Source organism: Streptomyces sp. NPDC096136, from assembly GCF_044763325.1.
GTDB lineage: Bacteria > Actinomycetota > Actinomycetes > Streptomycetales > Streptomycetaceae > Streptomyces.
In genome coordinates this window covers 223416-242488 of record NZ_JBIWFZ010000012.1, presented here as the reverse complement: position 1 = coordinate 242488, position 19073 = coordinate 223416, and the positions used below count along the sequence as shown (strand labels likewise).

The 19073-nt window shown below is 75.1% G+C and carries 16 protein-coding genes and 1 pseudogene; 9 read left to right on the top strand and 8 right to left on the bottom strand.

From position 1 onward, the window contains the following. The 3 genes and pseudogenes from ACIRBY_RS24765 to ACIRBY_RS24755 form a co-directional block, all read left to right on the top strand. Window positions 1-156 (top strand): annotated as a pseudogene (locus ACIRBY_RS24765) (ABC transporter ATP-binding protein); the annotation flags it as partial. After that, complete coding sequence (locus ACIRBY_RS24760) at window positions 143-1036, top strand: ABC transporter permease (RefSeq protein WP_403903996.1); 894 nt, start codon at window positions 143-145, stop codon at window positions 1034-1036. The pseudogene ACIRBY_RS24765 and the gene ACIRBY_RS24760, both read left to right, overlap by 14 nt. Window positions 1037-1050: 14 nt before the next feature. Beyond that, window positions 1051-1815: a sirohydrochlorin chelatase gene (locus ACIRBY_RS24755; RefSeq protein WP_403903993.1), complete on the top strand. Its 765-nt coding sequence runs from the start codon at window positions 1051-1053 to the stop codon at window positions 1813-1815. Between the two features lie 19 nt (window positions 1816-1834). Here ACIRBY_RS24755 and ACIRBY_RS24750 read toward each other — a convergent pair whose 3' ends face one another. The 3 genes from ACIRBY_RS24750 to mgt form a co-directional block, all read right to left on the bottom strand. Continuing rightward, on the bottom strand, window positions 1835-2836 hold the full coding sequence (locus ACIRBY_RS24750) for a ketopantoate reductase family protein (RefSeq protein WP_403903991.1): 1002 nt from the start codon (window positions 2834-2836) through the stop codon (window positions 1835-1837). A gap of 71 nt (window positions 2837-2907) precedes the next feature. Further along, window positions 2908-3483 (bottom strand): DUF1697 domain-containing protein, encoded by a 576-nt coding sequence (locus tag ACIRBY_RS24745; protein ID WP_403903989.1) that lies wholly within the window; start codon window positions 3481-3483, stop codon window positions 2908-2910. Window positions 3484-3492: 9 nt separating this feature from the next. After that, the gene (gene mgt / locus ACIRBY_RS24740; protein WP_403903986.1) at window positions 3493-4704 is read right to left on the bottom strand and encodes a macrolide-inactivating glycosyltransferase; all 1212 of its coding nucleotides are present in this window, start codon (window positions 4702-4704) and stop codon (window positions 3493-3495) included. 185 nt (window positions 4705-4889) lie between these two features. Here mgt and ACIRBY_RS24735 point away from each other — a divergent pair, with 185 nt between their 5' ends. Both ACIRBY_RS24735 and ACIRBY_RS24730 read left to right on the top strand, forming a co-directional pair. Next, window positions 4890-5741 carry a phosphotransferase enzyme family protein gene (locus ACIRBY_RS24735; RefSeq protein ID WP_403903983.1) on the top strand — a complete coding sequence of 284 codons (852 nt, stop codon included), beginning with the start codon at window positions 4890-4892 and terminating at the stop codon, window positions 5739-5741. Next, window positions 5741-6391: a hypothetical protein gene (locus ACIRBY_RS24730; protein ID WP_403903980.1), complete on the top strand. Its 651-nt coding sequence runs from the start codon at window positions 5741-5743 to the stop codon at window positions 6389-6391. The genes ACIRBY_RS24735 and ACIRBY_RS24730 overlap by 1 nt, the downstream gene beginning before the upstream one ends. 73 nt (window positions 6392-6464) lie before the next feature. On the opposite strand, the gene ACIRBY_RS24725 is transcribed toward ACIRBY_RS24730, so the two are convergent. Beyond that, window positions 6465-7178, bottom strand: coding sequence for an exonuclease domain-containing protein (locus tag ACIRBY_RS24725; RefSeq protein ID WP_403903977.1), 714 nt, complete (start codon window positions 7176-7178; stop codon window positions 6465-6467). A gap of 137 nt (window positions 7179-7315) precedes the next feature. Beyond that, window positions 7316-8578, bottom strand: coding sequence for an SAV2148 family HEPN domain-containing protein (locus ACIRBY_RS24720; RefSeq protein WP_403903974.1), 1263 nt, complete (start codon window positions 8576-8578; stop codon window positions 7316-7318). Between the two features lie 296 nt (window positions 8579-8874). Between ACIRBY_RS24720 and glgX the strand changes: the two genes are divergently transcribed. Continuing rightward, a complete protein-coding gene (gene glgX, locus ACIRBY_RS24715) occupies window positions 8875-10989 on the top strand; it encodes a glycogen debranching protein GlgX (RefSeq protein ID WP_403904010.1) in 2115 nt (704 codons plus the stop codon). Here glgX and ACIRBY_RS24710 read toward each other — a convergent pair. After that, window positions 10974-12296 carry an MFS transporter gene (locus tag ACIRBY_RS24710; RefSeq protein WP_403903972.1) on the bottom strand — a complete coding sequence of 441 codons (1323 nt, stop codon included), beginning with the start codon at window positions 12294-12296 and terminating at the stop codon, window positions 10974-10976. The two genes, glgX and ACIRBY_RS24710, sit on opposite strands and share 16 nt — an antisense overlap. 82 nt (window positions 12297-12378) lie before the next feature. Between ACIRBY_RS24710 and treY the strand changes: the two genes are divergently transcribed. Together treY and ACIRBY_RS24700 are read left to right on the top strand one after the other, a co-directional pair. After that, window positions 12379-14649 (top strand): malto-oligosyltrehalose synthase, encoded by a 2271-nt coding sequence (gene treY / locus ACIRBY_RS24705; protein WP_403903969.1) that lies wholly within the window; start codon window positions 12379-12381, stop codon window positions 14647-14649. 122 nt (window positions 14650-14771) lie between these two features. Then, window positions 14772-16007, top strand: coding sequence for a M14 family zinc carboxypeptidase (locus ACIRBY_RS24700; protein WP_403903966.1), 1236 nt, complete (start codon window positions 14772-14774; stop codon window positions 16005-16007). Here the strand turns inward: ACIRBY_RS24700 and ACIRBY_RS24695 are convergent. Both ACIRBY_RS24695 and ACIRBY_RS24690 read right to left on the bottom strand, forming a co-directional pair. Continuing rightward, window positions 15989-16504, bottom strand: coding sequence for a GNAT family N-acetyltransferase (locus ACIRBY_RS24695; RefSeq protein ID WP_403903963.1), 516 nt, complete (start codon window positions 16502-16504; stop codon window positions 15989-15991). The genes ACIRBY_RS24700 and ACIRBY_RS24695 overlap by 19 nt on opposite strands. A 56-nt stretch (window positions 16505-16560) precedes the next feature. Next, window positions 16561-17133 carry an FHA domain-containing protein gene (locus tag ACIRBY_RS24690; RefSeq protein ID WP_403903960.1) on the bottom strand — a complete coding sequence of 191 codons (573 nt, stop codon included), beginning with the start codon at window positions 17131-17133 and terminating at the stop codon, window positions 16561-16563. A 186-nt stretch (window positions 17134-17319) separates the two neighbouring features. Here ACIRBY_RS24690 and treZ point away from each other — a divergent pair, with 186 nt between their 5' ends. Further along, complete coding sequence (treZ, locus tag ACIRBY_RS24685; RefSeq protein WP_403903958.1) at window positions 17320-19071, top strand: malto-oligosyltrehalose trehalohydrolase; 1752 nt, start codon at window positions 17320-17322, stop codon at window positions 19069-19071. Window positions 19072-19073: the final 2 nt, after the last annotated feature.

Sequence of the window (19073 nt, the reverse complement as noted above, 5' to 3'; positions counted from 1 at the left end):
GTCGTCCTCCTCTCCTCCCGCCCCGGCCGGGTCGCCAAGGAATGGACCGTCGACATCCCCCAGCCCCGCCGCATCGAAGACGCCGACGTCGCGGAGCTGTCGCTGGAGATCACCGAACACCTGCGTGGGGAGATCCGCCGCCATGGCCAGCACTGACACCACCCCCGAGACGGCGAAGGGCGAGGACCTGGCCGGCCTGGAGGCCGGCCTCGACGCCCTCGACGCCGTCCAGACCCACCGCACCCCGGTGCGCGAGGTCCTCACCAAGAAGGTCCTGCCCCCGTTCCTGGCCGTCGGCCTGGTGCTGGTGGTCTGGCAGGTGCTCGTCTCGGCGAAGGTCACCGACGAGACCAAGCTGCCCGCGCTGTCCGCCGTGTGGAACAGCCTGTCCGACATGTGGCTGAAGGGCACGCTCCTCGACGTCATCTGGACCTCCGTCTCCCGCGGCCTGCTCGGGTTCCTCCTCGCCCTGGCCATCGGCACCCCGCTCGGCCTGCTCGTGGCGCGGGTGAAGTTCGTCCGCGCCGCGATCGGCCCGATCCTCCAGGGCCTGCAGTCGCTGCCCTCGGTCGCCTGGGTGCCGCCGGCGGTGCTCTGGTTCGGCCTCAACGACGCCATGATGTACACGGTGATCCTGCTGGGCGCCGTCCCGTCCATCGCCAACGGCCTCGTCTCCGGCATCGACCAGGTCCCGCCGCTGTTCCTGCGGGCCGGCCGCACCCTGGGCGCCACCGGCCTGCGCGGCGCGTGGCACGTGGTCATGCCGGCGGCCCTGCCGGGCTACGTGGCCGGGCTCAAGCAGGGCTGGGCCTTCTCCTGGCGCTCCCTGATGGCCGCCGAGATCATCGCCAGCTCCCCCGACCTCGGCCTGGGCCTGGGCCAGCTCCTGGAGAACGGCCGGAACAACATCGACCTGCCGGGTGTTTTCCTGGCGATCGTCCTGATCCTGGTCGTGGGCATCGCCATCGACCTGCTGATCTTCAGCCCGGTCGAGCGCTGGGTGCTGCGCAGCCGCGGCCTGCTGGTCAAGAACTGAGATCCGGAAATCCCATGTCCTCCCCCGCACTCCTGGTCATAGCCCACGGCAGCCGCGATCCGCGGCACGCGGCGACCGTGCACGCCCTCGTCGGGCGCGTCCGGTCGCTGCGGCCGGGCCTCCGGGTGGAGACGGCCTTCCTCGACTTCAACGGCCCGAGCGTCCCCCAGGCGCTGGCCTCCCTGTACCTGTCGGGCGTCCGCCAGGCCGTGGCCCTGCCGCTGCTCCTCACCCGGGCCTTCCACGCCAAGGCCGACATCCCGGCCGTCCTCGCGGAATCGGCGACCCGTCTGCCCGACCTCTCGGTCAGGGTCGCGGACGTCCTGGGCCCGCACCCCCTCCTGGTGGCCTCCCTGGAGCGCCGCCTCGCCGAGGCCGGCGTCGGCCTCACCCCGGCGGACCGTGCGGGGACCGGTGTCGTCCTCGCCTCCGCCGGCTCCTCGGACCCGGAGGCGATCGCAGTGATCGCTGAAATCGCGCGGGAGTGGCGGCACACCGGTTGGTGCGCCGTGCGGCCTGCGTTCGCCTCCGCCGCCCTTCCCCGCACGGAGGACGCCGTACGCGCCCTGCGCGCGGAGGGCGTCCACCGCGTGGCGGTGGCCCCGTACGTCATCGCCCCGGGCTTCCTCCCGGACCGCATCGCGACGGGCGCCCGCTCGGCGGACGCGGACGCGGTGGCGGCCGTCCTGGGCGCGACCCCTGAACTGGCCCGCCTCCTCCTCCGCCGCTACGACGAATCCGCCACGGCCCACCCCACCCGCCCGGCCCTGACGGCCTAGCGCTGATCCGGCAGACCCCTCAGCCCCGGCGCTCGGCCTCGTCGGCGAGGGTGGTCAGGTCCGTGATGGACATGGCGCCCGGGGGCAGCGACTCACGGGCGAAGATGTTCGCCGCGTGGCGCAGGACGTCGTTGACCGGGGTGGGGACCGCGTGGAGACGGCCCAGGAGGGTGATCTCGCCGTTCAGGTAGTCGGCCTCCACGGAGCCCGTGCCGCGGGCCAGGCTCTGCCAGGAGGAGCCGCCGCGGACGCCCGCCGGCTGGTTGACCTTGCCGTCGCGGGCCGCCGACTGCTCGGCGTCCGAGGCGTAGGCGATGCCCGCCGCGTCGAAGGCGGCCTTGGCCTCGCGGACGGCGCGCAGCAGCAGGGCCGCCTTGGCCGGGTCGGGTTCGGGGCCGGTGGTCGCCTGGATGGCGTTGCCCAGGTTGCCGAGGAGCTTGGCGTACTTCCAGCGCATCACGTCCTCGACGACCGGCGCCTCGAAGCCGGCCCCGTCCAGGTCGGCGGCGACCGCCCGGATCCGCTCGTCGGCCCCGCCGGCGGCGCGGCCGAGGTGGAGGATGCCGGTCAGCGGGGTGCAGAGCGCCGAGACCACGCCCGGTTCCAGGAAGGTGGCGGGGAGCCAGACGCAGACCCCGTAGACGCGCGAGAAGCGGCGCAGGGCCAGGCGCTCGCTCTCCACGCCGTTCTGCGCGCACAGCAGCGGCAGCCGCTGGGCGGCCGTGCCGCCGCCGGCGACCTCGGCCGCGCCCCAGGTGTCGAGGGCGGCGACGGCGTCCTGGGTCTTCACGGTCAGCAGCAGGACGTCGTCGGGGCGCAGTGCTCCGAGGTCGGCCGGTTCCCCGGCCACCGGGAGGCGGTGGACGCGCTCCCCGTCGGCGGTGGTGAGCCGCAGGCCGTTCGTCCGCAGCGCCTCGGCGTGCGCGCCGCGCGCGACGAGGACGACCTCCCGGCCGGTCTCCGCGAGCCGTCCCCCGATGGTCGCGCCGATCGCTCCGGCGCCGATGATGATGTAACGCATGCCCAGAGCCTGGCACACGGTGCGCGCCGCGGGCCCACCGGGCCGTGGCGAAGGGCGAGTTGCCCGCAGGCCTAGGCCGTTTCGTCCGCCGTGAGCTCGACGAGTTTGGCGACCGTGTTCCAGTTGCGGGTGGTCGCGTCGATGCCCTTGAGGAGGGCCGGCCGGTGGAGGGCGGCGCCCAGTTCCGAGGTGCCCAGGCCGCCCGGGGCGTACAGGTAGAGGACGCGGTCGCCCAGGCGGTAGCCCTCGGGGTGGTAGGCGGCCGGGTCGAGCGCCGCGAAGCGTTCCGGGCCGGGCTGCTCCGAGAGGAAGGTGGCGTGCAGCTGCCTGCCCTCCAGCTCGGCGGCGGGGAAGGGGCAGGCCTCAGCGACGGCGCGCAGGTGGGCGCCGTCGACCACGAGGCACTTCACCGGGAAGCCGAAGCGGGCCTCGATGGCCTCCTCCAGCTCCCGGGCGAGGGCGGCGGGGTCCTGGCGCGCACTGCTGAAGACGGCGTTGCCGCTCTGCAGGTACGTCCGCACGTCGCCGTGGCCGAGTTCTTCCAGGACGGAGCGGAGTTCCGCCATCGGGACCTTCTTCTTCCCGCCGACGTTGATGCCGCGCAGCAGGGCCGCGTACTTCTTCCCGGGGGCCGGTCGCTTGGTCATGGCCGCACCCTAACCCCCCTGCGGGAGGGCGGCCTCGACGAGGTCGGCGGCCCGCCGGGTGCCGCCCTCGGCGGCCATCTGCGTGCGGATCTCCTCGGCGCGAGCGGCGACCCCGGGGTCGGCGAGCAGTCCGAGGACGGCCTCCCGCAGGGTGGCGGCGTCGGCCTCCGCCATCGGGACGTGCCGGGCCACCCCGAGCGAGGCCAGCATGTCGGCGTTGCCGAACTGGTCGACGGCCTGCGGCACCGCGACCATCGGCGTTCCGGTGGCCAGGCCCTCCTGGCTGCCGCCGGCGCCGGCGTGGGTGATGAAGGCGTCGGCCTGGCGGAGGATGTCCAGCTGGGGGACCCAGCGGTGGACCTCGACGTTGGCGGGGACCTCCCCGAGGTCGGCCTCGTCGGTGAACTTGCCGATCTGCAGGACGACGTGCCAGTCGGGCAGGCCCCCGAAGGCCTCGATGCAGGCGCGGTAGAAGGCGGGCTGCTTGGTGAAGGTGGATCCGAGCGAGACCAGCAGGACCTTGCGGCCCTCGGCGGACGCCGGCCGCTCCCAGGTGCCCTGGGTGGCGCTGCGGTCGCCCTGGCAGGCCCCGACGAAGGTGTAGACGGACGGGTCGACGCGGTCGGCGTACGGCTGGAGGACGCGCGGGATCAGCACGATGCTGCGGCGCGGCCTGCCGACGAAGCGGTCCGCGTCCTCGTCGATGCCGTTCTCGTCGAGCCAGGCGCGGAAGCGGGCGTAGTACGCCCTGCCGCGCTCGCTCGCGCGGAGTTCGGCGGTCATCGGGGCGGCCACCTCCTCCTCGTAGCCCTCCCAGGCCACCAGGTTCGGGGAGAGGGAGATGGCGGGGACCCCCCAGCGGTGGGCGAGGACGCCGGCCGGGTAGGAGGTGATGTCGTGGAGGACGAGGTCGGGTTCGTCGCCCTCGAAGGCGGACGCGAGCTGCGGGAGCGCCTGGACGGCGTCGTCCAGGAAGGGCTCGATGTTGTCGATGAGTTCGGTGCCCCAGGCCTCCGGCTCGTCCTCGGTGGGCAGGACGGACGTCCAGACCACCGGCGTGGCACCGGTCTCCGCGACCTTCCCGGCGAAGGGGGCGGGGATCGCGTAGCTGACGCGGTGGCCCCGGGCGACGAGCTCCCGGATCACCTCGATGCTCGGGTTCACGTGCCCGGCGGCTGCGATGGAGAACATGGCGATGTGGGCGGGCTTGGCTGAGGTCATGGGAGCGACCTTAACGAGACGAGACGTCTCGTACAAAACGAATACACCCTTCGCGGCGGCCCTGCGCCGAAAACCTCCCTTCTGCTCCCACCAGGCCTTTCCCCGCCGGCGGATGCGAGACTGGGCGGATCCGCGATCATCGGCACGACCACCACGAACCCCCCGGCGAAGGACGAGACGAACGCATGGACGAGGCACGGGCCAGGGACGTACTGACGCAGGCGGGTCTGACGGGACCGGCCGAGCTGCTCGCCTTCGGCGAGAACGCCGTCTTCGCCCTCGGGGACCTGGTCGTCAAGGTCGGCCGGGAGGCGGGTCTGCTGGAGCGGGCCGAACGGGAGCTGGCGGTCTCCGGATGGCTCGCCGCCGCCGGGATCCCCGCGGTCCGCGCGGCCGAACCCGGGCCGCGGCTGGTGGACGGGCACCCGGTGACCCTGTGGCACCGGCTCCCCGGAGCGGTCCGCCCGGCCGGCCCGGAGGACCTCGCGGCGCTCCTGCGACCGCTGCACGCGCTGCCCTCCCCGCCCTTCGCCCTCCCCGCCCGGGACCTCCTCGGCGGGGTCGAGCGCTGGCTGCGGCTGGCCGGGGAGGCCGTCGACCCCGAGGACGCGGCCTACCTGCGGGCCCGCCGCGACGCCTACGCCGGCGAGGTGGCCGCCCTCACCCCGCACCTGGCCCCGGGCCCGATCCACGGCGACGCCCTGCCCCGCAACGTCCACGTGGGCCCGGACGGGCCGGTCCTGGTCGACCTGGAGACCGTCTCGGCCGACCTGCGCGAGCACGACCTGGTGGTGATGGCCCTCTCCCGCGACCGGTACGGACTGCCCGCCGCCGACTACGAGGCCTTCACCGCCGCCTACGGCTGGGACGTGCGCGCGTGGGAGGGCTGCGCCCTGCTGCGCGGCGCCCGCGAGACGGCCAGCTGCGCCTGGGTGGCCCAGCACGCCCCGGCCAACCCCGGGGCCCTCGCGGAGTTCCGCCGCCGCGTGGCCTCCCTGCGCGACGGGGACCCGGAAGTGCGCTGGTACCCGTTCTAGTGGACCTGAAGCTGCACCTCACCGTCCACGAGGCCCGGCGCGGCGGGGAGTCCTTCCGGGTCGTCCGCCCGGCCCGGCCGCCGGAGCACGCCGGGCTCTTCGACGACGCCTGGTGGCTGAACGCGTACGTCGACCGGGACGCGGCCCTGCTCATGGCCGGGCTGTGGACCCTGGCGGCCGGCTCTCCGCGCTCGCTGGTCCACCTGCCCCTGCGCGGCCCCGCCCCGCCCGCGGGCTCCGGCCGGCTGGACCTCGTCCTGCTGCACCACTCCCTGCAACTGGCCCCCTCCCAGTGGAAGGGGCTGCGGGGCCGGCTCTCCCCGGGCCGGCCGCGGACCGTGGAGGTCTCGCTCACCGCGCCCGCCGAGGAGGAGTACGCGTCCCTGCACCACACGGAGAACCGCGACCGCTTCCACCAGAGCGTCCACGCCGAGACCCTGTTCATGGCGGGCAGCGCCAAGGCCTTCCGGCTCGGCGCCGCGGCCTTCCTCGACGTGGCCGCGGGCGGCCCCGGGTACGTCGACCCCTACCCGGACCGCGCCCACCGGCACAGCCACTACTGCGCGAGCGTCCGGTGCGACGTGCGCGGACGCGACATCCACGTCGAGTACCGCGAACCGCCCGCGCCCGGCGAAGGGCCCCGGCCATGAACACGGGGAGCGGCGCCGCGCCGTCCTTCGTCCACCGGATCACCCCGTACGACCCCGCCGGCCGCCGGCGCGGTCAGCGCCTGCGGGGTATGAGCGGCCAGGCCGGTTCGACGACCGCCGACGGATCCGCAGTGCGCCGCAGGTAGGCCTGCAGCGAGACGGACTGTTCGGCCGCCGCGCGCACCTGGAGGTCGTGCAGGTCCGCCAGGGGCATCAGCCCGACGGGCCGGTGCCGCTCCCCCAGGCTGCGCACCACGCGGGCGGCCGCCACGGCGTCCGCCCGCGCGTCGTGCGCATCGTCGAGCGGCACCCCGTAGTGGTCGCACAGCGCGTACAGGGCCCGCTTGCCCTTCCGGTACTTGTCCACGTGCTTGTCGATCACCAGCGGGTCGATGACGGGCGAGGGCGCGCCGCCCAGCCGCTCGCTGACCGACTCCACCCCGTGGCGCAGGCACTCCCGGTCCAGCAGGGACAGGTCGTAGCGCGCGTTCATCACCACCAGGGGCGTCCCGTGCCGCAGGCCCTCGGCGACGGCCCGCGCGATCTCCTCGACGGCCGGCGCCGCCGCCGCCCCGTGCGCCCGGGCGTGCTCCGTCGATATGCCGTGGATCGCCGACGCCTGCTCGGGTATGGCCACCCCGGGGTCGAGCAGCCAGGTCCGCTCCCGTGAGACGGACCCGTCCGTCTCGATCCGGACGACCGCCGCCGTGACGATGCGGTCGGTCTCCACATCGGTGCCGGTGGTCTCCAGGTCGAAAGCCGTCAGCGGCCCGCCCAGCCAGCTCATCGGACGGCTCCCGCTGCGGCCCGCACTCCCCCGTACCACGCCTCCATGACGCGCCCCTCCCCCGTGTTTCGGTCGACGCGTTTCAGCCTGCCACGAGCCACTGACACCGTCGGCGGCCACCCCCCGGGGCACGGGGGTCAGGACACCGGGCGCGAATCCTCCCACACCGACTCGAACTCCTCGCGGTAGGTCTGGAACAGCCCGTGGTCCGCGTCCTTCGGCACCCCCCGGCCGCCCCCGCGCAGCACCAGCACCGGCGCCTCCATGCCGCGGGCCCGGCGCAGGTACGACTGGACCACCGCGATGCCCGAGGACTGCCCCTCCACCAGGTAGGCGGTGAAGCGCGGGGTCTCGTCGAAGACGTGGATGTCGAAGCGCGAGGGGTCCGTGAGCCCCGCCCGCACCCGGCGCACGTGCAGGATGTTCATCTCCACCGAGCGGCTGAGCTCGCCCTTGCGCAGCCCCAGCTCCCGCTCGCGCCGCTTGACCGCGCTGCTGGCCGGGTTCAGGAACAGCAGCCGGACCCGGCAGCCCGCCTCCGACAGCCGCACCAGCCGGCGGCCCGAGAAGTTCTGCACGAGCAGGTTGAGGCCTATGCCGATCGCGTCGAGCCGCCGCGCGCCCCCGAACAGGTCCTCCGCCGGCAGCTGCCGCTGGAGCCGCACCCGGTCGGGGTGGACCGAGATGACGTCCGCGTACCGGTCCCCGACGAGGTCCTCGACCGCGTCGATCGGCAGCCGGTCCGCCGACGGGCTGCCCGAGCCCGCGCCCAGCACTTCCAGCAGCCGCGCCGACGCGCGCTCCGCCTGCTCCAGCACCGCCCGCGACAGCGCCCGGTTGCGGGAGACCACGTTCCGGGTGACCTCCAGCTCGTCGAGCGCCAGCTCGATCTCGCGCCGGTCGTCGAAGTACGGCTCGAAGCAGGGCCAGTGCTGGACCATCAGCTCCCGCAGCTGCGGCAGCGTCAGGAAGCTCAGCACGTTGTCGTCGGCCGGGTCGAGGAGGTAGCCCTTGCGCCGGCTGACCTCGCGGACCGCCACCGCCCGCTGCACCCACTCCTGCCCGGCGGGGCCCGCGGCCGCCACCACCCAGTCGTCCCCGCCGTGCACGGGCTCGTAGACCGGCCGCAGCACCGCGCCGACCACCGACCGCAGCCGCTGCTCGATGAGGTTCAGCCAGATGTACGCACGGCCCGCGCGCTGGGCCCGCGTACGGACCTCGCTCCACGCGTCCGCGCTCCAGTCCAGCTCCGCCCCGGCGCGCACCTCCCCGGCCGCCGGCTGGGCCAGCGACACGGCCGCCCCGGCCGCCGCCGCCCCCGGCACACCTCCTGGGGCGTCCGCCGGACCACCCTCGTGGCCGCTGTCACCAGGGGGCAGCTCCAGACCTCCCGAGCTCACTCGTGCACCGCCTTCTGCGTCCGGACGCCCGTCTCCAGTGATCACGGAAGGGTACTCCGCGCGCGCGGCCCGATGCAGCCCGAAGCCGTCCGAGGTGATGCCGCGCACCCCGGACCGGCCGTCCGTCGGACCATTATGTGATGCCCGGACGGTCCGTCGATCCGCATATCAGCTCTCCGGTTCACCCGGCAGGAGCATCCCAAGTCCACGCGTGCGGAGCCACTTTCGGGGAAGATTCGGCAGAGGCGCGATCCGCGCCGGATCGACCCGGACCAGGATGGAAAGAGACGTTGTCTATGCAGGTCTGGCCGGGGCAGGCGTATCCGCTGGGTGCCACCTACGACGGAGCCGGCACCAACTTCGCCGTCTACTCCGAGGCCGCGCGCCGCATCGAGCTGTGCCTGTTGCACGACGACGGCTCCGAGACCGCCGTCGAGCTGCGCGAGACGGACGCCTTCGTACGGCACGCGTACCTCCCCGGGGTGATGCCCGGCCAGCGGTACGGGTTCCGGGTGCACGGCCCGTACGAGCCCGAGCGGGGCCTGCGCTGCAACGCGGCGAAGCTGCTCCTGGACCCGTACGCACGGGCCATCAGCGGGCGGATCAACTGGGGCGAGGAGGTCTACGGCTACCACTTCGGCCGTCCCGACTCCCGCAACGACCTGGACTCGGCCCCGCACACCATGAGTTCCGTCGTGGTGAACCCGTACTTCGACTGGGCCAACGACCGGCCGCCGCGCCACGAGTACCACCACACGGTGCTCTACGAGGCCCACGTCAAGGGACTCACCATGCGCCACCCGGACCTGCCGGAGGAGCTGCGCGGCACCTACGGGGCGCTCGCGCACCCGGCGGTCATCAACCACCTGGTGAAGCTCGGGGTGACGGCGCTGGAGCTGATGCCCGTGCACCAGTACGTCAACGACCACCGGCTGGCCAACGACGGGCTCAGCAACTACTGGGGCTACAACACCATCGGTTTCTTCGCCCCGCACAACGGCTACGCCTCCGGCGACCGGGGCCAGCAGGTGCTGGAGTTCAAGTCGGCGGTGCGGGCGCTGCACGAGGCCGGCATCGAGGTGATCCTCGACGTGGTCTACAACCACACCGCCGAGGGCAACCACCTGGGCCCGACCCTGTCGTTCCGGGGGCTGGACAACGCCTCGTACTACCGGCTCGCGGAAGACCCCCGGCACTACACGGACACCACCGGGACCGGGAACTCGCTGCTGATGCGGTCCCCGCACGTGCTCCAGCTGATCATGGACTCGCTGCGGTACTGGGTGACCGAGATGCACGTGGACGGCTTCCGCTTCGACCTCGCGGCCACCCTGGCCCGGCAGTTCCACGAGGTGGACCGGCTGTCGTCCTTCTTCGACCTGGTGCAGCAGGACCCGGTGGTCAGCCAGGTGAAGCTGATCGCGGAGCCCTGGGACCTGGGCGAGGGCGGCTACCAGGTGGGCAACTTCCCGCCGCTGTGGACCGAGTGGAACGGCAAGTACCGCGACACCGTGCGGGACCTGTGGCGCGGGCAGCCGCGGACGCTCGCGGAGTTCGCGGGACGGCTGACCGGCTCCTCGGACCTCTACCAGGACGACGGGCGCCGCCCGCTGGCCTCCGTCAACTTCACCACCTGCCACGACGGTTTCACCCTGCACGACCTGGTCTCGTACGACGAGAAGCACAACGAGGCCAACCGGGAGGGCAACCGGGACGGCGAGACCCACAACCGGTCCTGGAACTGCGGGGTCGAGGGCCCGACCGAGGACCCGGAGGTCCAGGAGCTGCGCGAGCGCCAGATGCGCAACTTCACCGCCACGCTGATGCTGTCGCAGGGCGTGCCGATGCTCAGCCACGGCGACGAGTTCGCCCGCTCGCAGGGCGGCAACAACAACGCCTACTGCCAGGACAACGAGCTGTCCTGGGTGACCTGGCCCGAGCCGGGCAAACCTCCGCCCCCGCTGCTGGAGTTCACCCGGCGGATGGTGTGGCTGCGGCGCGACCATCCGGTGTTCCGCCGCCGCAGGTTCTTCCACGGCCGGCCGGTGGAGGGGACCCACGACGAACTCTCCGACATCGCCTGGTTCACCCCGCACGGCGAGGAGATGCGGGCCCGGGACTGGCAGGCGCAGCACGCCCGGGCCCTGACGGTGTTCCTCAACGGCGAGGCGATCTCCGAGCCGGGCTCGCGCGGGGAGCGGATCACCGACGACTCGTTCCTGCTCATGTTCAACGCGGGCCCCGAGCCGCAGGAGTTCACCATCCCCGCCGGGCACGGCGCGCGGTGGCGGCTCGTCGTGGACACCGCCCGGCCGGAGGTGCTGCCGCCCGGCACCGGGCCGCAGTACGCGGCCGGGGACCGGGTGGCGCTGACGGGCCGGTGCATGGCGGTGCTTCAGCGGCCGGCGTAGCCCGTGGCGCCGCCGGACGCCCCCGAGCCCTCGGGGGCGCCGGTGCGCTGGGCCGGGATGAACGCCCTGACGGGTTCCGCGGCGGGGCCGGCGGCGGCCGGGGGCCGGGCCGACGGCACGCGGGTGACCAGCGCGACGGCCAGGCACAGCGCGGCCGCCGCCACGGCCACGGCGAAGGCCCCGGCGGGCCCGTACGACTCGGCGAGCCGTCCGGAGACGGCCAGCGCGGCGGCCTGCCCGGCCACCAGCGCACTGGCCGCGAAGGCCATCGACTCGGCGAGCCGTGCCGGCTCCACGAACCGCTCCGTGAGCGCGAACGCGGTGATCAGGTGCGGGGCGTAGGCGGCGCCGAGGACGGTCACGACCGCGTACAGCGGCCACAGCGTCTCGGTGAACAGGAGCGGCACCGAGAGCACCAGCGCGGCGCCCGTCGCCACCCGCCAGCGCAGCCGCAGCCCGAAGCGGGCGGGCAGCGCGCCGAGGGCGAGCCCGACGGCGGCGCTGACGACCCCCATGGCGGCGTACACGATGCCGGCCTGGCCGGGTACGCCCAGCCGGGCGGTGAGGGAGGCGATCCCGGCCTGGCAGGCGCCGAACATGGCGCCCTGGAGGGCGAGCGAGCAGCGCACGGCGTGGACCACGCGCGGCGCGCGGGGCGCCCGGGCCCCCGTGGAACCCGGCCGCCGGGGGTTCCCGGCCCTGACGGCGGCGGTCGGGTGCAGGGCGAAGGCGGTGCCGAAGACGGCGACGAGGGCGGCCGCGCCACCGAGGGCGACGGCCGGGTGCAGGACGAGGGCGGCCAGGCCGACGAGGGCCGGGCCGAGGACGAACGAGACCTCGTCGAGGGTGCCTTCGAGCGAGTGCACGGCCCCCACCACGCCCTCTCCGGCCTTCGCCCGGTGCGCGAGCGCGACGGAGCGGGTCCGGGCGAGCGGCCCGATCAGCGGGACGGAGGCCCCGGCGACGGCGCCGACGGCGGCGAGCGCGGCGGTGGGCAGGCCCGCGAGGGCCCCGGCGACGAGGGCGGCGGTGGCCACGGCGTTGAACGCCGCCGCGACGAGGACGACGGGCCGCTGCCCGCGGCGGTCGGCGAGGCGCCCGAGGAGGGGTCCGCAGACCACCTGCCCCGCGGAGAGGGTGCCGCCGACGATGCCGGCGGTGGCGAGGGACCCGCTGGTCGCGGACACCAGCAGGACGCTCCCGAACTGGGACATCGCGACGGGCAGGCGGGCGAGGAACGAGACGAGCGGGAGGAGGGGCCCGGTCAGGGCGATGACGTTTCGGTAGGTGCTGAGGGTTGAAACCACTTGATCGACACTAACGCGGTGCAGTCACCCGGATGCATTGGGTAATGGCACGGAATGGCGCCGACTGGGTACGTACGTTCTCATGAGCCTGCGGTATTCAATCAGCCAATCGGAATCCGACGTTCAGACACCCGTCATTCCCGCGTCGACGTACCGTCTCCAGCTGACGCCCGCGTTCCCCTTCGCGGCGGCCGAGGCAGCCGTGCCGTACCTCGCCTCCCTCGGCGTGTCACACCTCCACCTGTCCCCCGTGCTGGAGGCGGTACCGGGCTCGGCCCACGGGTACGACGTCACCGACCACGGGCGGGTGCGCGAGGAGCTCGGCGGGGAGCGGGGCCTGCGCGCGCTGGCGGCGGCGGCCCGGGAGCGCGGGCTCGCCCTGGTGCTCGACATCGTGCCGAACCACATGGCGGTCCCGTCGCCGCTGCGGCTGAACCGGCCGCTGTGGGAGGTGCTGCGGGAGGGGCCCGGGTCGCCGTACGCGCGGTGGTTCGACATCGACTGGGAGGCGGGGGGCGGGCAGGTCCTGCTGCCGGTGCTCGCGGAGCCGGACGAGCCCTTCGGGGTGGACGCCGCCGCGGGCGTACTGCGCTGCGGGGAACGGGAGTTCCCGCTGCGCGCCGGCACCTCCGGGCTGCCGCTGCCCGAACTGCTGGCCGCCCAGTGGTACCGGCCGGCGTGGTGGCGCGAGGCCCGCACCTCCCTCAACTACCGCCGCTTCTTCACCATTTCGGACCTGATCGGGGTACGGGTGGAGGACCCCGCCGTCTTCGCCGCCACCCACGCCAAGGTGCTGGAACTGGTCCGGGACGGGGTGGCGGCGGGCCTGCGGATCGACCACGTCGACGGACTGGCCGACCCCGGGGAGTACCTGCGGCGCCTGCGGACGGCCGCGGGGGCCGGCTGCTGGGTGGTCGTCGAGAAGATCCTGGCCCGCGCCGAACGGCTCCCGTCGGCCTGGCCGGTGGCGGGCACCACGGGCTACGACGCGCTGCACCGGGTCGACGGGGTGTTCACGGACACGGCCGGAGCGTCCCGGCTGGGCCGCGCGTACGCGGAGTCGACCGGCACGCCGCCCTGGGAGGAGACGGCCTCGTCGGCCGCCCGGGAGGTGCTGACCGGCGACCTGGCCGCCGAGCTCGCCACGCTGGAGCGCCGGGCGGGCCCGGACCTCGCGCCGGGCGTGCGGGAGTTGCTGATCGCCTCACCGGTGTACCGGGACTACCCCGGCGGGCCGGGACCGGACGCGCGGACCCTGGAGCGCGCCGCCGCGCGGGCCGGGACGGCCGCGGTGGACGGCGTACGGGACCTGCTGCTGCGGGACCCGGCCTTCGCGGCCCGCTTCGCCCAGACCTCGGCGGCCCTGCGCGCCAAGTCCCTGGAGGACCGCGCCTTCTACCGCTGGGCCCCGCTGCTGTCGGCGACGGAGGTCGGCGGCGAACCGGGGGCCCCGGCGGTGTCGGCGGCGGAGTTCCACGCGTACTGCGCGGAGCGCGAGCGGGACTGGCCCGCCTCCGGCACGGTGCTGTCCACCCACGACACCAAGCGCAGCGCCGACGTCCGCGCCCGCATCGCGGCGCTGTCGCAGGCGCCGGGGGCGATGGACGGGGCCGCCCGCGGCGGACCCGACCCGCAGCTGGCCTGGGTGGCCCGGCAGAGCGCGCTCGGGCTGGGGGACGTCCCCGAGCGGGGCCCCCGGCTGGCGGCGGCGCTGCTCAAGGCCGCACGGGAGGCGGGGCTGCGCACCTCCTGGACGGACCCCGACGAGGCGTACGAGGCCGGCATCGCCGCTCTCGTCCCCCGGGACCCGGTGGAGCTGCCGCCTTCCCTGGCGGAGGCGGCCCGGGCCAACGTGCTGGGCATGACCCTGCTGCACCTGGCGATGCCGGGGGTGCCGGAGGTCTACCAGGGCTCCGAGTACGAGTTCCGCGCCCTGGTGGACCCGGACAACCGCCGCCCGGCCGCCTTCCCCCGGGAGCCCCTGGCCGCCCTGGACGCGGGCACCTCCCCGCGGACCCTCGCGGAGGAGAAGCTCGCCCTGACGACCGCCCTGCTGCGCCTGCGGCGCGCCCGGCCGGCCGTGTTCACGGGCTACGCCCCCCTGGCGGCGCACGGCCCGGCGTCCGACCACTGCCTGGCCTTCACCCGCCCGGGCGGCCTGGTGGCGGTGGCCACCCGCCTCTCGCACCGCCTGGCGGAAGCGGGCGGCTGGCGCGACACCGCCCTCCCCCTCCCGCCCGGCCCGTGGCTCCCGGCCCACGGCCCGGCCCCCTCGGCCCCGTACGAGGGGGAGGTCCCGCTGGCGCGGCTCCTGGCGGCGGGCCCGGTGGTGGCCCTGGTCCGGGCGGGGTAGGCGGCCCCGCGCCCCGGGCCCGCCACCGCCCCGCGAGAGGTCGGGGGCGGGCCCGGGCCGCGGCACCGGTGGACCGGCACAGAGATTCGGATGCAGTAGGGCGGGGGTGTGGCGGGCATGGCATGGGGGTGAACCTCCTCCGTGACATGTGCTACCCCGCCCCGCACGAACTCGCCCTGGCCGCCCGTGCGCTGGCGGGGGAGCACCCCGCGCGGGTGCGGCTGCGCCAGGTCGGGGCGTCGCGGGGCGGGCGGCCGCTGTGGCTGCTCTCCGTCGCCGGGCGGGGTGGGGGCGCGGTGCTGGTCGTCGCCGGGGCGCACGCCAACGAGCCCGTCGGCGGGGCGACCGTGCTGGAGCTCGCCCGGCGGGTGGCCGGGGACCCGGGGGACGGGCCGGGGTGGCACTTCCTGCTGTGTGCCGACCCCGACGGCGCCGAGCTGCACCGCACCCCGTGCCCGGACTCGCTGCTGGACTACCACCGGCACTTCTACCGTCCGCCGGGCCCCGAACAGCCCGAGTGGGCGCCGGCGCTGCTGCCCCCGGACCGGCTCCCGCCCGAGACCCTCGCGCTGACCGGGCTCATCGACGAGCTGCGCCCGGTCCTCCAGGTCTCCCTGCACGGCACCGACCTGGGCGGCTCGTGGGTGCAGCTCACCCGGGACCTGCCCGGGCTCGCCGAGCCCTTCGGGAAGTCGGCCGCCGATCTGCGGATCCCGGTGGAGACCGGGGCGTCCGACGCCGCCGGCTGGGCCTCCCCCGGCCCCGGCGTCTTCGTGATGCCCGGCGGGGGCGTGATGGGGTCCCACTCCGAGGACACCCGGCTCAGCACCTGGTGCCACCGCGGGACCACCACCGCGATCGTCGAGGTGCCCATGTGGGCCTCCGGCCTGGTGGCCGATCCCGCCGCGCACCCGGACCCGCGGGGCGCGCTGCGGGCGCTGGCCGGGCGGCTGGCCGGGGAGGCCGCGCGGGTGGGCGAGCTGCGCGAGGGGGTCGGGGCGGTGGACCCGGACTCCGCCGCGCTGCTGCGGGCGGTGGACTGGACGCTCCGGCTCATCCCGCAGGTCACCGCCGCCTGGACGGGGTCCGGGGCGGCCGCCGGTACGACCGCGGCCGCCCTGGCCAGCCTCGACGCCTTCGGGCGGCGCCTGTCGCTGCGCGCCGCCGCGATGCTGCTGCGGGCGGTCCGCGCCCAGGGGCATCCGGCCGGGCCGGTCCTCGACCGGATGGTGACGGGGTGGTGCGAGGAGTTCTCGGCCCGCTTCCGGGCCCGGCCGGTTCCGGTGGCCACGCAGGTGGAGCACCAGTGCCGGACGGTCCTCGCGGTCCACCGGTGTCTTCAGACGGGCCAGGCGTAGCGGCGCTTGGCCCGGCCGGCGGCGCCCAGCCGGTCGTAGAAGCGGATCGCGCCCTCGTTCCAGTCCGGGGTCTGCCATTCGACGTGGCCGAGGCCGAGCTCGCGGGCGAGGCCGGCCACGCCCGCCATCAGGGCGGCGCCCAGTCCGTGGCCGCGGGCCTCCTCCGCCAGGTAGAGGCAGTCCATGTGGAGGTAGGGGGCGGCGTCCCAGAAGGCGAACTCCTCCGAGCAGGCGGCGTATCCCGCCACCGCGCCGTCGGGAGTCTCGGCGAGCAGCACCCGGAGCCGGGAACCCTCGGCGAACAGCTGCGGCCCGAGCCGGTCGGCCAGGCCCCCGGGCCTGGGCGCGGACTTCTCGTAGGCGATGTGCTCGTGGATGAGCTCGGTGAGGCGGGGGAGGTCCTCGGGCCGGGCGGGGCGGATGCGGGCCTCGCGGTCGTCGTGGTCGCGGTCGTCGTCGGGGCGGGCGTCGTCGTGGTCGTCGTGGTCGTGGTCCATGGGAGGACATCCTGCCGTCGGCCGCCGCGTCCCGCGCGGGCCGTGCGCCCGGTCCGTCAGTCCGCCGACAGGCGGAAGGACATCCGCCCGAACCCGACCTGGTCCCCCGCCCGCACGACGGCCACCCCCGTGACCCGACGCCCGTTGACCGTGGTGCCGTTGGTGGAGCCGAGGTCCTTGAGCATCCACACCCCGTCCCGCAGGCTCAGCTCCGCGTGCGCCCGCGAGACCGTGTCGTGGCTGAGCCGCAGCCCGTTGCCCGGGTCGCGGCCGATCCGCAGCGGTCCGGCGGCCGGGTGGGGCAGCAGCAGCTTCGGCAGGCGTTCGGCCTGCCAGGCCCGCCGGACCCCCGCCGAGACGGCCGAGGCCCGTCCCACCCAGCCGAACAGGCGGCTGGTCCACGGGGTTTCGGCGCCGCACGGCCCCTCGCGGGTCTGGAGGTCGGCCAGCAGCACCGCCAGGTCCTCGGAGCGGCGGGCGACCAGTGCGAGTTCCATGCGGCGCAGGAAGGTGTCGTGCGACAGCCTCCCGAGGGCCGCGCCCTCCCTGAGCTGGCCCAGCGCCCGGTCCCGTTCCGCGTCGGACACGCGCGGGACGGGGAAGGCGGGGAACTCGAAACTCGACGTCACAGGGTGATTGTCGGCCCGTCGGGTGCGGAGTGTCCAGAACTCCCCCGGCGGGCCCGGAATGATGGGCACGATACGCATGCCGCAGGACGCCGCCCGCCGCGACCGGGAGGGACGGGTCCGGCGCGCTCCGGGCCGGGACGACCGGAACACGGCCGAAGACGACGACCGAGACCAAGGGGACCGTCCGTGCAGTTCGAGGTGTGGGCACCGCTGACAGGCCGGGTCGCCATGCGACTGGGCGACACCGACCACGAGATGACGCCCGATCCGGCCCCCGACCGCTCGGGCTGGTGGACGGCCGAGGCCCCCGCGGCCGACGGCGACCGGTACGGGTTCCGGCTCGGCGACGACCCCACGGTCCGCCCGGACCCGCGCGGCCGGCGGCTGCCGGACGGCACGGAGGGCCTCTCCGCCGTGGTCGACTTCGAACCGCTCACCCCCCGCACCGCGCCCCCGCACGTCCCGCTCCAGGACGCGGTGCTGTACGAGCTGCACATCGGCACCTTCACCCCGGAGGGCACCTTCGACGCCGCGGCCGCCCGCCTCGGACACCTGGCCTCGCTGGGCGTGACGCACGTGGAGCTGATGCCGGTCTGCCCCTTCCCGGGCCGGCACGGCTGGGGGTACGACGGGGTGGCGCCCTGGGCGGTGCACGAGCCGTACGGGGGTCCGGCGGGGCTGGCCCGGTTCGTGGAGGCGGCGCACACGGCGGGCCTGGGGGTCGTGCTGGACGTGGTCCACAACCACCTGGGCCCCTCCGGCAACCACCTCCCCGCCTTCGGCCCGTACTTCACCGACGCCCACCACACGCCGTGGGGCGCGGCGGTGAACCTGGACGCGCCGGGTTCCGACGAGGTGCGGGCGTACCTGATCGGGAGCGCCCTGGCCTGGCTGCGGGACTACCGGGTCGACGGGCTGCGGCTGGACGCCGTGCACGCGCTGGCCGACGGGCGGGCGCTGTCCTTCCTGGAGGAGCTCTCGGCGGCCGTGGACGCGCTCGCCGCGGAGTCGGCGCGCCCGCTGTTCCTGATCGCCGAGTCCGACGCGTGCGACCCGCGCCTCACCACGCCCCGCCCGGGCGGCGGCCTCGGCCTGCACGCGCAGTGGAACGACGACTTCCACCACGCCCTGCACACGGCGCTGACCGGTGAATCCCAGGGCTACTACGCCGACTTCGCCGCGGCCCCGCTGGGCGCCCTGGCCAAGACCCTGACCCGGGCGTTCTTCCACGACGGGACCTGGTCCTCCTTCCGGGGGCGATCCCACGGCCGGCCGGTGGACCGCCGCCGCACCTCCGCGCACCGCTTCCTGGGCTACGCGCAGACCCACGACCAGGTCGGCAACCGGGCGCCGGGCGACCGGCTGTCGGCGTCCCTCTCCCCCGGGCTGCTGGCCTGCGCGGCGACGCTGGTGCTGACGGGGCCGTTCGTGCCGATGCTCTTCATGGGCGAGGAGTGGGGTGCGGGGACGCCCTGGCAGTACTTCACCGACCATCCGGATCCGGAGCTGGCGGAGGCCGTCCGCACCGGCCGGCGCCGGGAGTTCGCGGCGCACGGCTGGAAGGCGGAAGAGGTCCCGGACCCGCAGGACCCGGCCACGCGGGAGCGGTCCTGTCTGGACTGGGCCGAGCCGGAGCGGGAGTCGCACGCCTGGCTGCTGGAGTGGTACCGGACGCTGGTGCGGCTGCGCCGTACGCAGCCGGACCTGCGCGACCCGGACCTGGCGGCGGTCCGGGTCGCCTTCGACGAGGAGCGGCGGTGGCTGACGTTCCGCCGGGGGGACGTGCGGGTGGTCGTCAACCTCGGGACGGAGTCGGTGACGGTCGCGCTGGGCCGCAACGGGGTGCGGGTGCTGGCCTCGTGGGAGCCGGTGGAGCACCCGGGCCCCGACGGGCGCATCCACGTGCCGGGCGAGTCGGCGGTGGTGCTGGGTCCGTAGCG

Coding starts and splice junctions, on each gene's coding strand:
- ACIRBY_RS24760 (WP_403903996.1), top strand. CDS start 143: ATGGCCAGCACTGACACCACCCCCGAGACGGCGAAGGGCGAGGACCTG.
- ACIRBY_RS24755 (WP_403903993.1), top strand. CDS start 1,051: ATGTCCTCCCCCGCACTCCTGGTCATAGCCCACGGCAGCCGCGATCCG.
- ACIRBY_RS24750 (WP_403903991.1), bottom strand. CDS start 2,836: ATGCGTTACATCATCATCGGCGCCGGAGCGATCGGCGCGACCATCGGG.
- ACIRBY_RS24745 (WP_403903989.1), bottom strand. CDS start 3,483: ATGACCAAGCGACCGGCCCCCGGGAAGAAGTACGCGGCCCTGCTGCGC.
- mgt (WP_403903986.1), bottom strand. CDS start 4,704: ATGACCTCAGCCAAGCCCGCCCACATCGCCATGTTCTCCATCGCAGCC.
- ACIRBY_RS24735 (WP_403903983.1), top strand. CDS start 4,890: ATGGACGAGGCACGGGCCAGGGACGTACTGACGCAGGCGGGTCTGACG.
- ACIRBY_RS24725 (WP_403903977.1), bottom strand. CDS start 7,178: ATGAGCTGGCTGGGCGGGCCGCTGACGGCTTTCGACCTGGAGACCACC.
- glgX (WP_403904010.1), top strand. CDS start 8,875: ATGCAGGTCTGGCCGGGGCAGGCGTATCCGCTGGGTGCCACCTACGAC.
- treY (WP_403903969.1), top strand. CDS start 12,379: ATGAGCCTGCGGTATTCAATCAGCCAATCGGAATCCGACGTTCAGACA.
- ACIRBY_RS24700 (WP_403903966.1), top strand. CDS start 14,772: ATGGGGGTGAACCTCCTCCGTGACATGTGCTACCCCGCCCCGCACGAA.
- ACIRBY_RS24695 (WP_403903963.1), bottom strand. CDS start 16,504: ATGGACCACGACCACGACGACCACGACGACGCCCGCCCCGACGACGAC.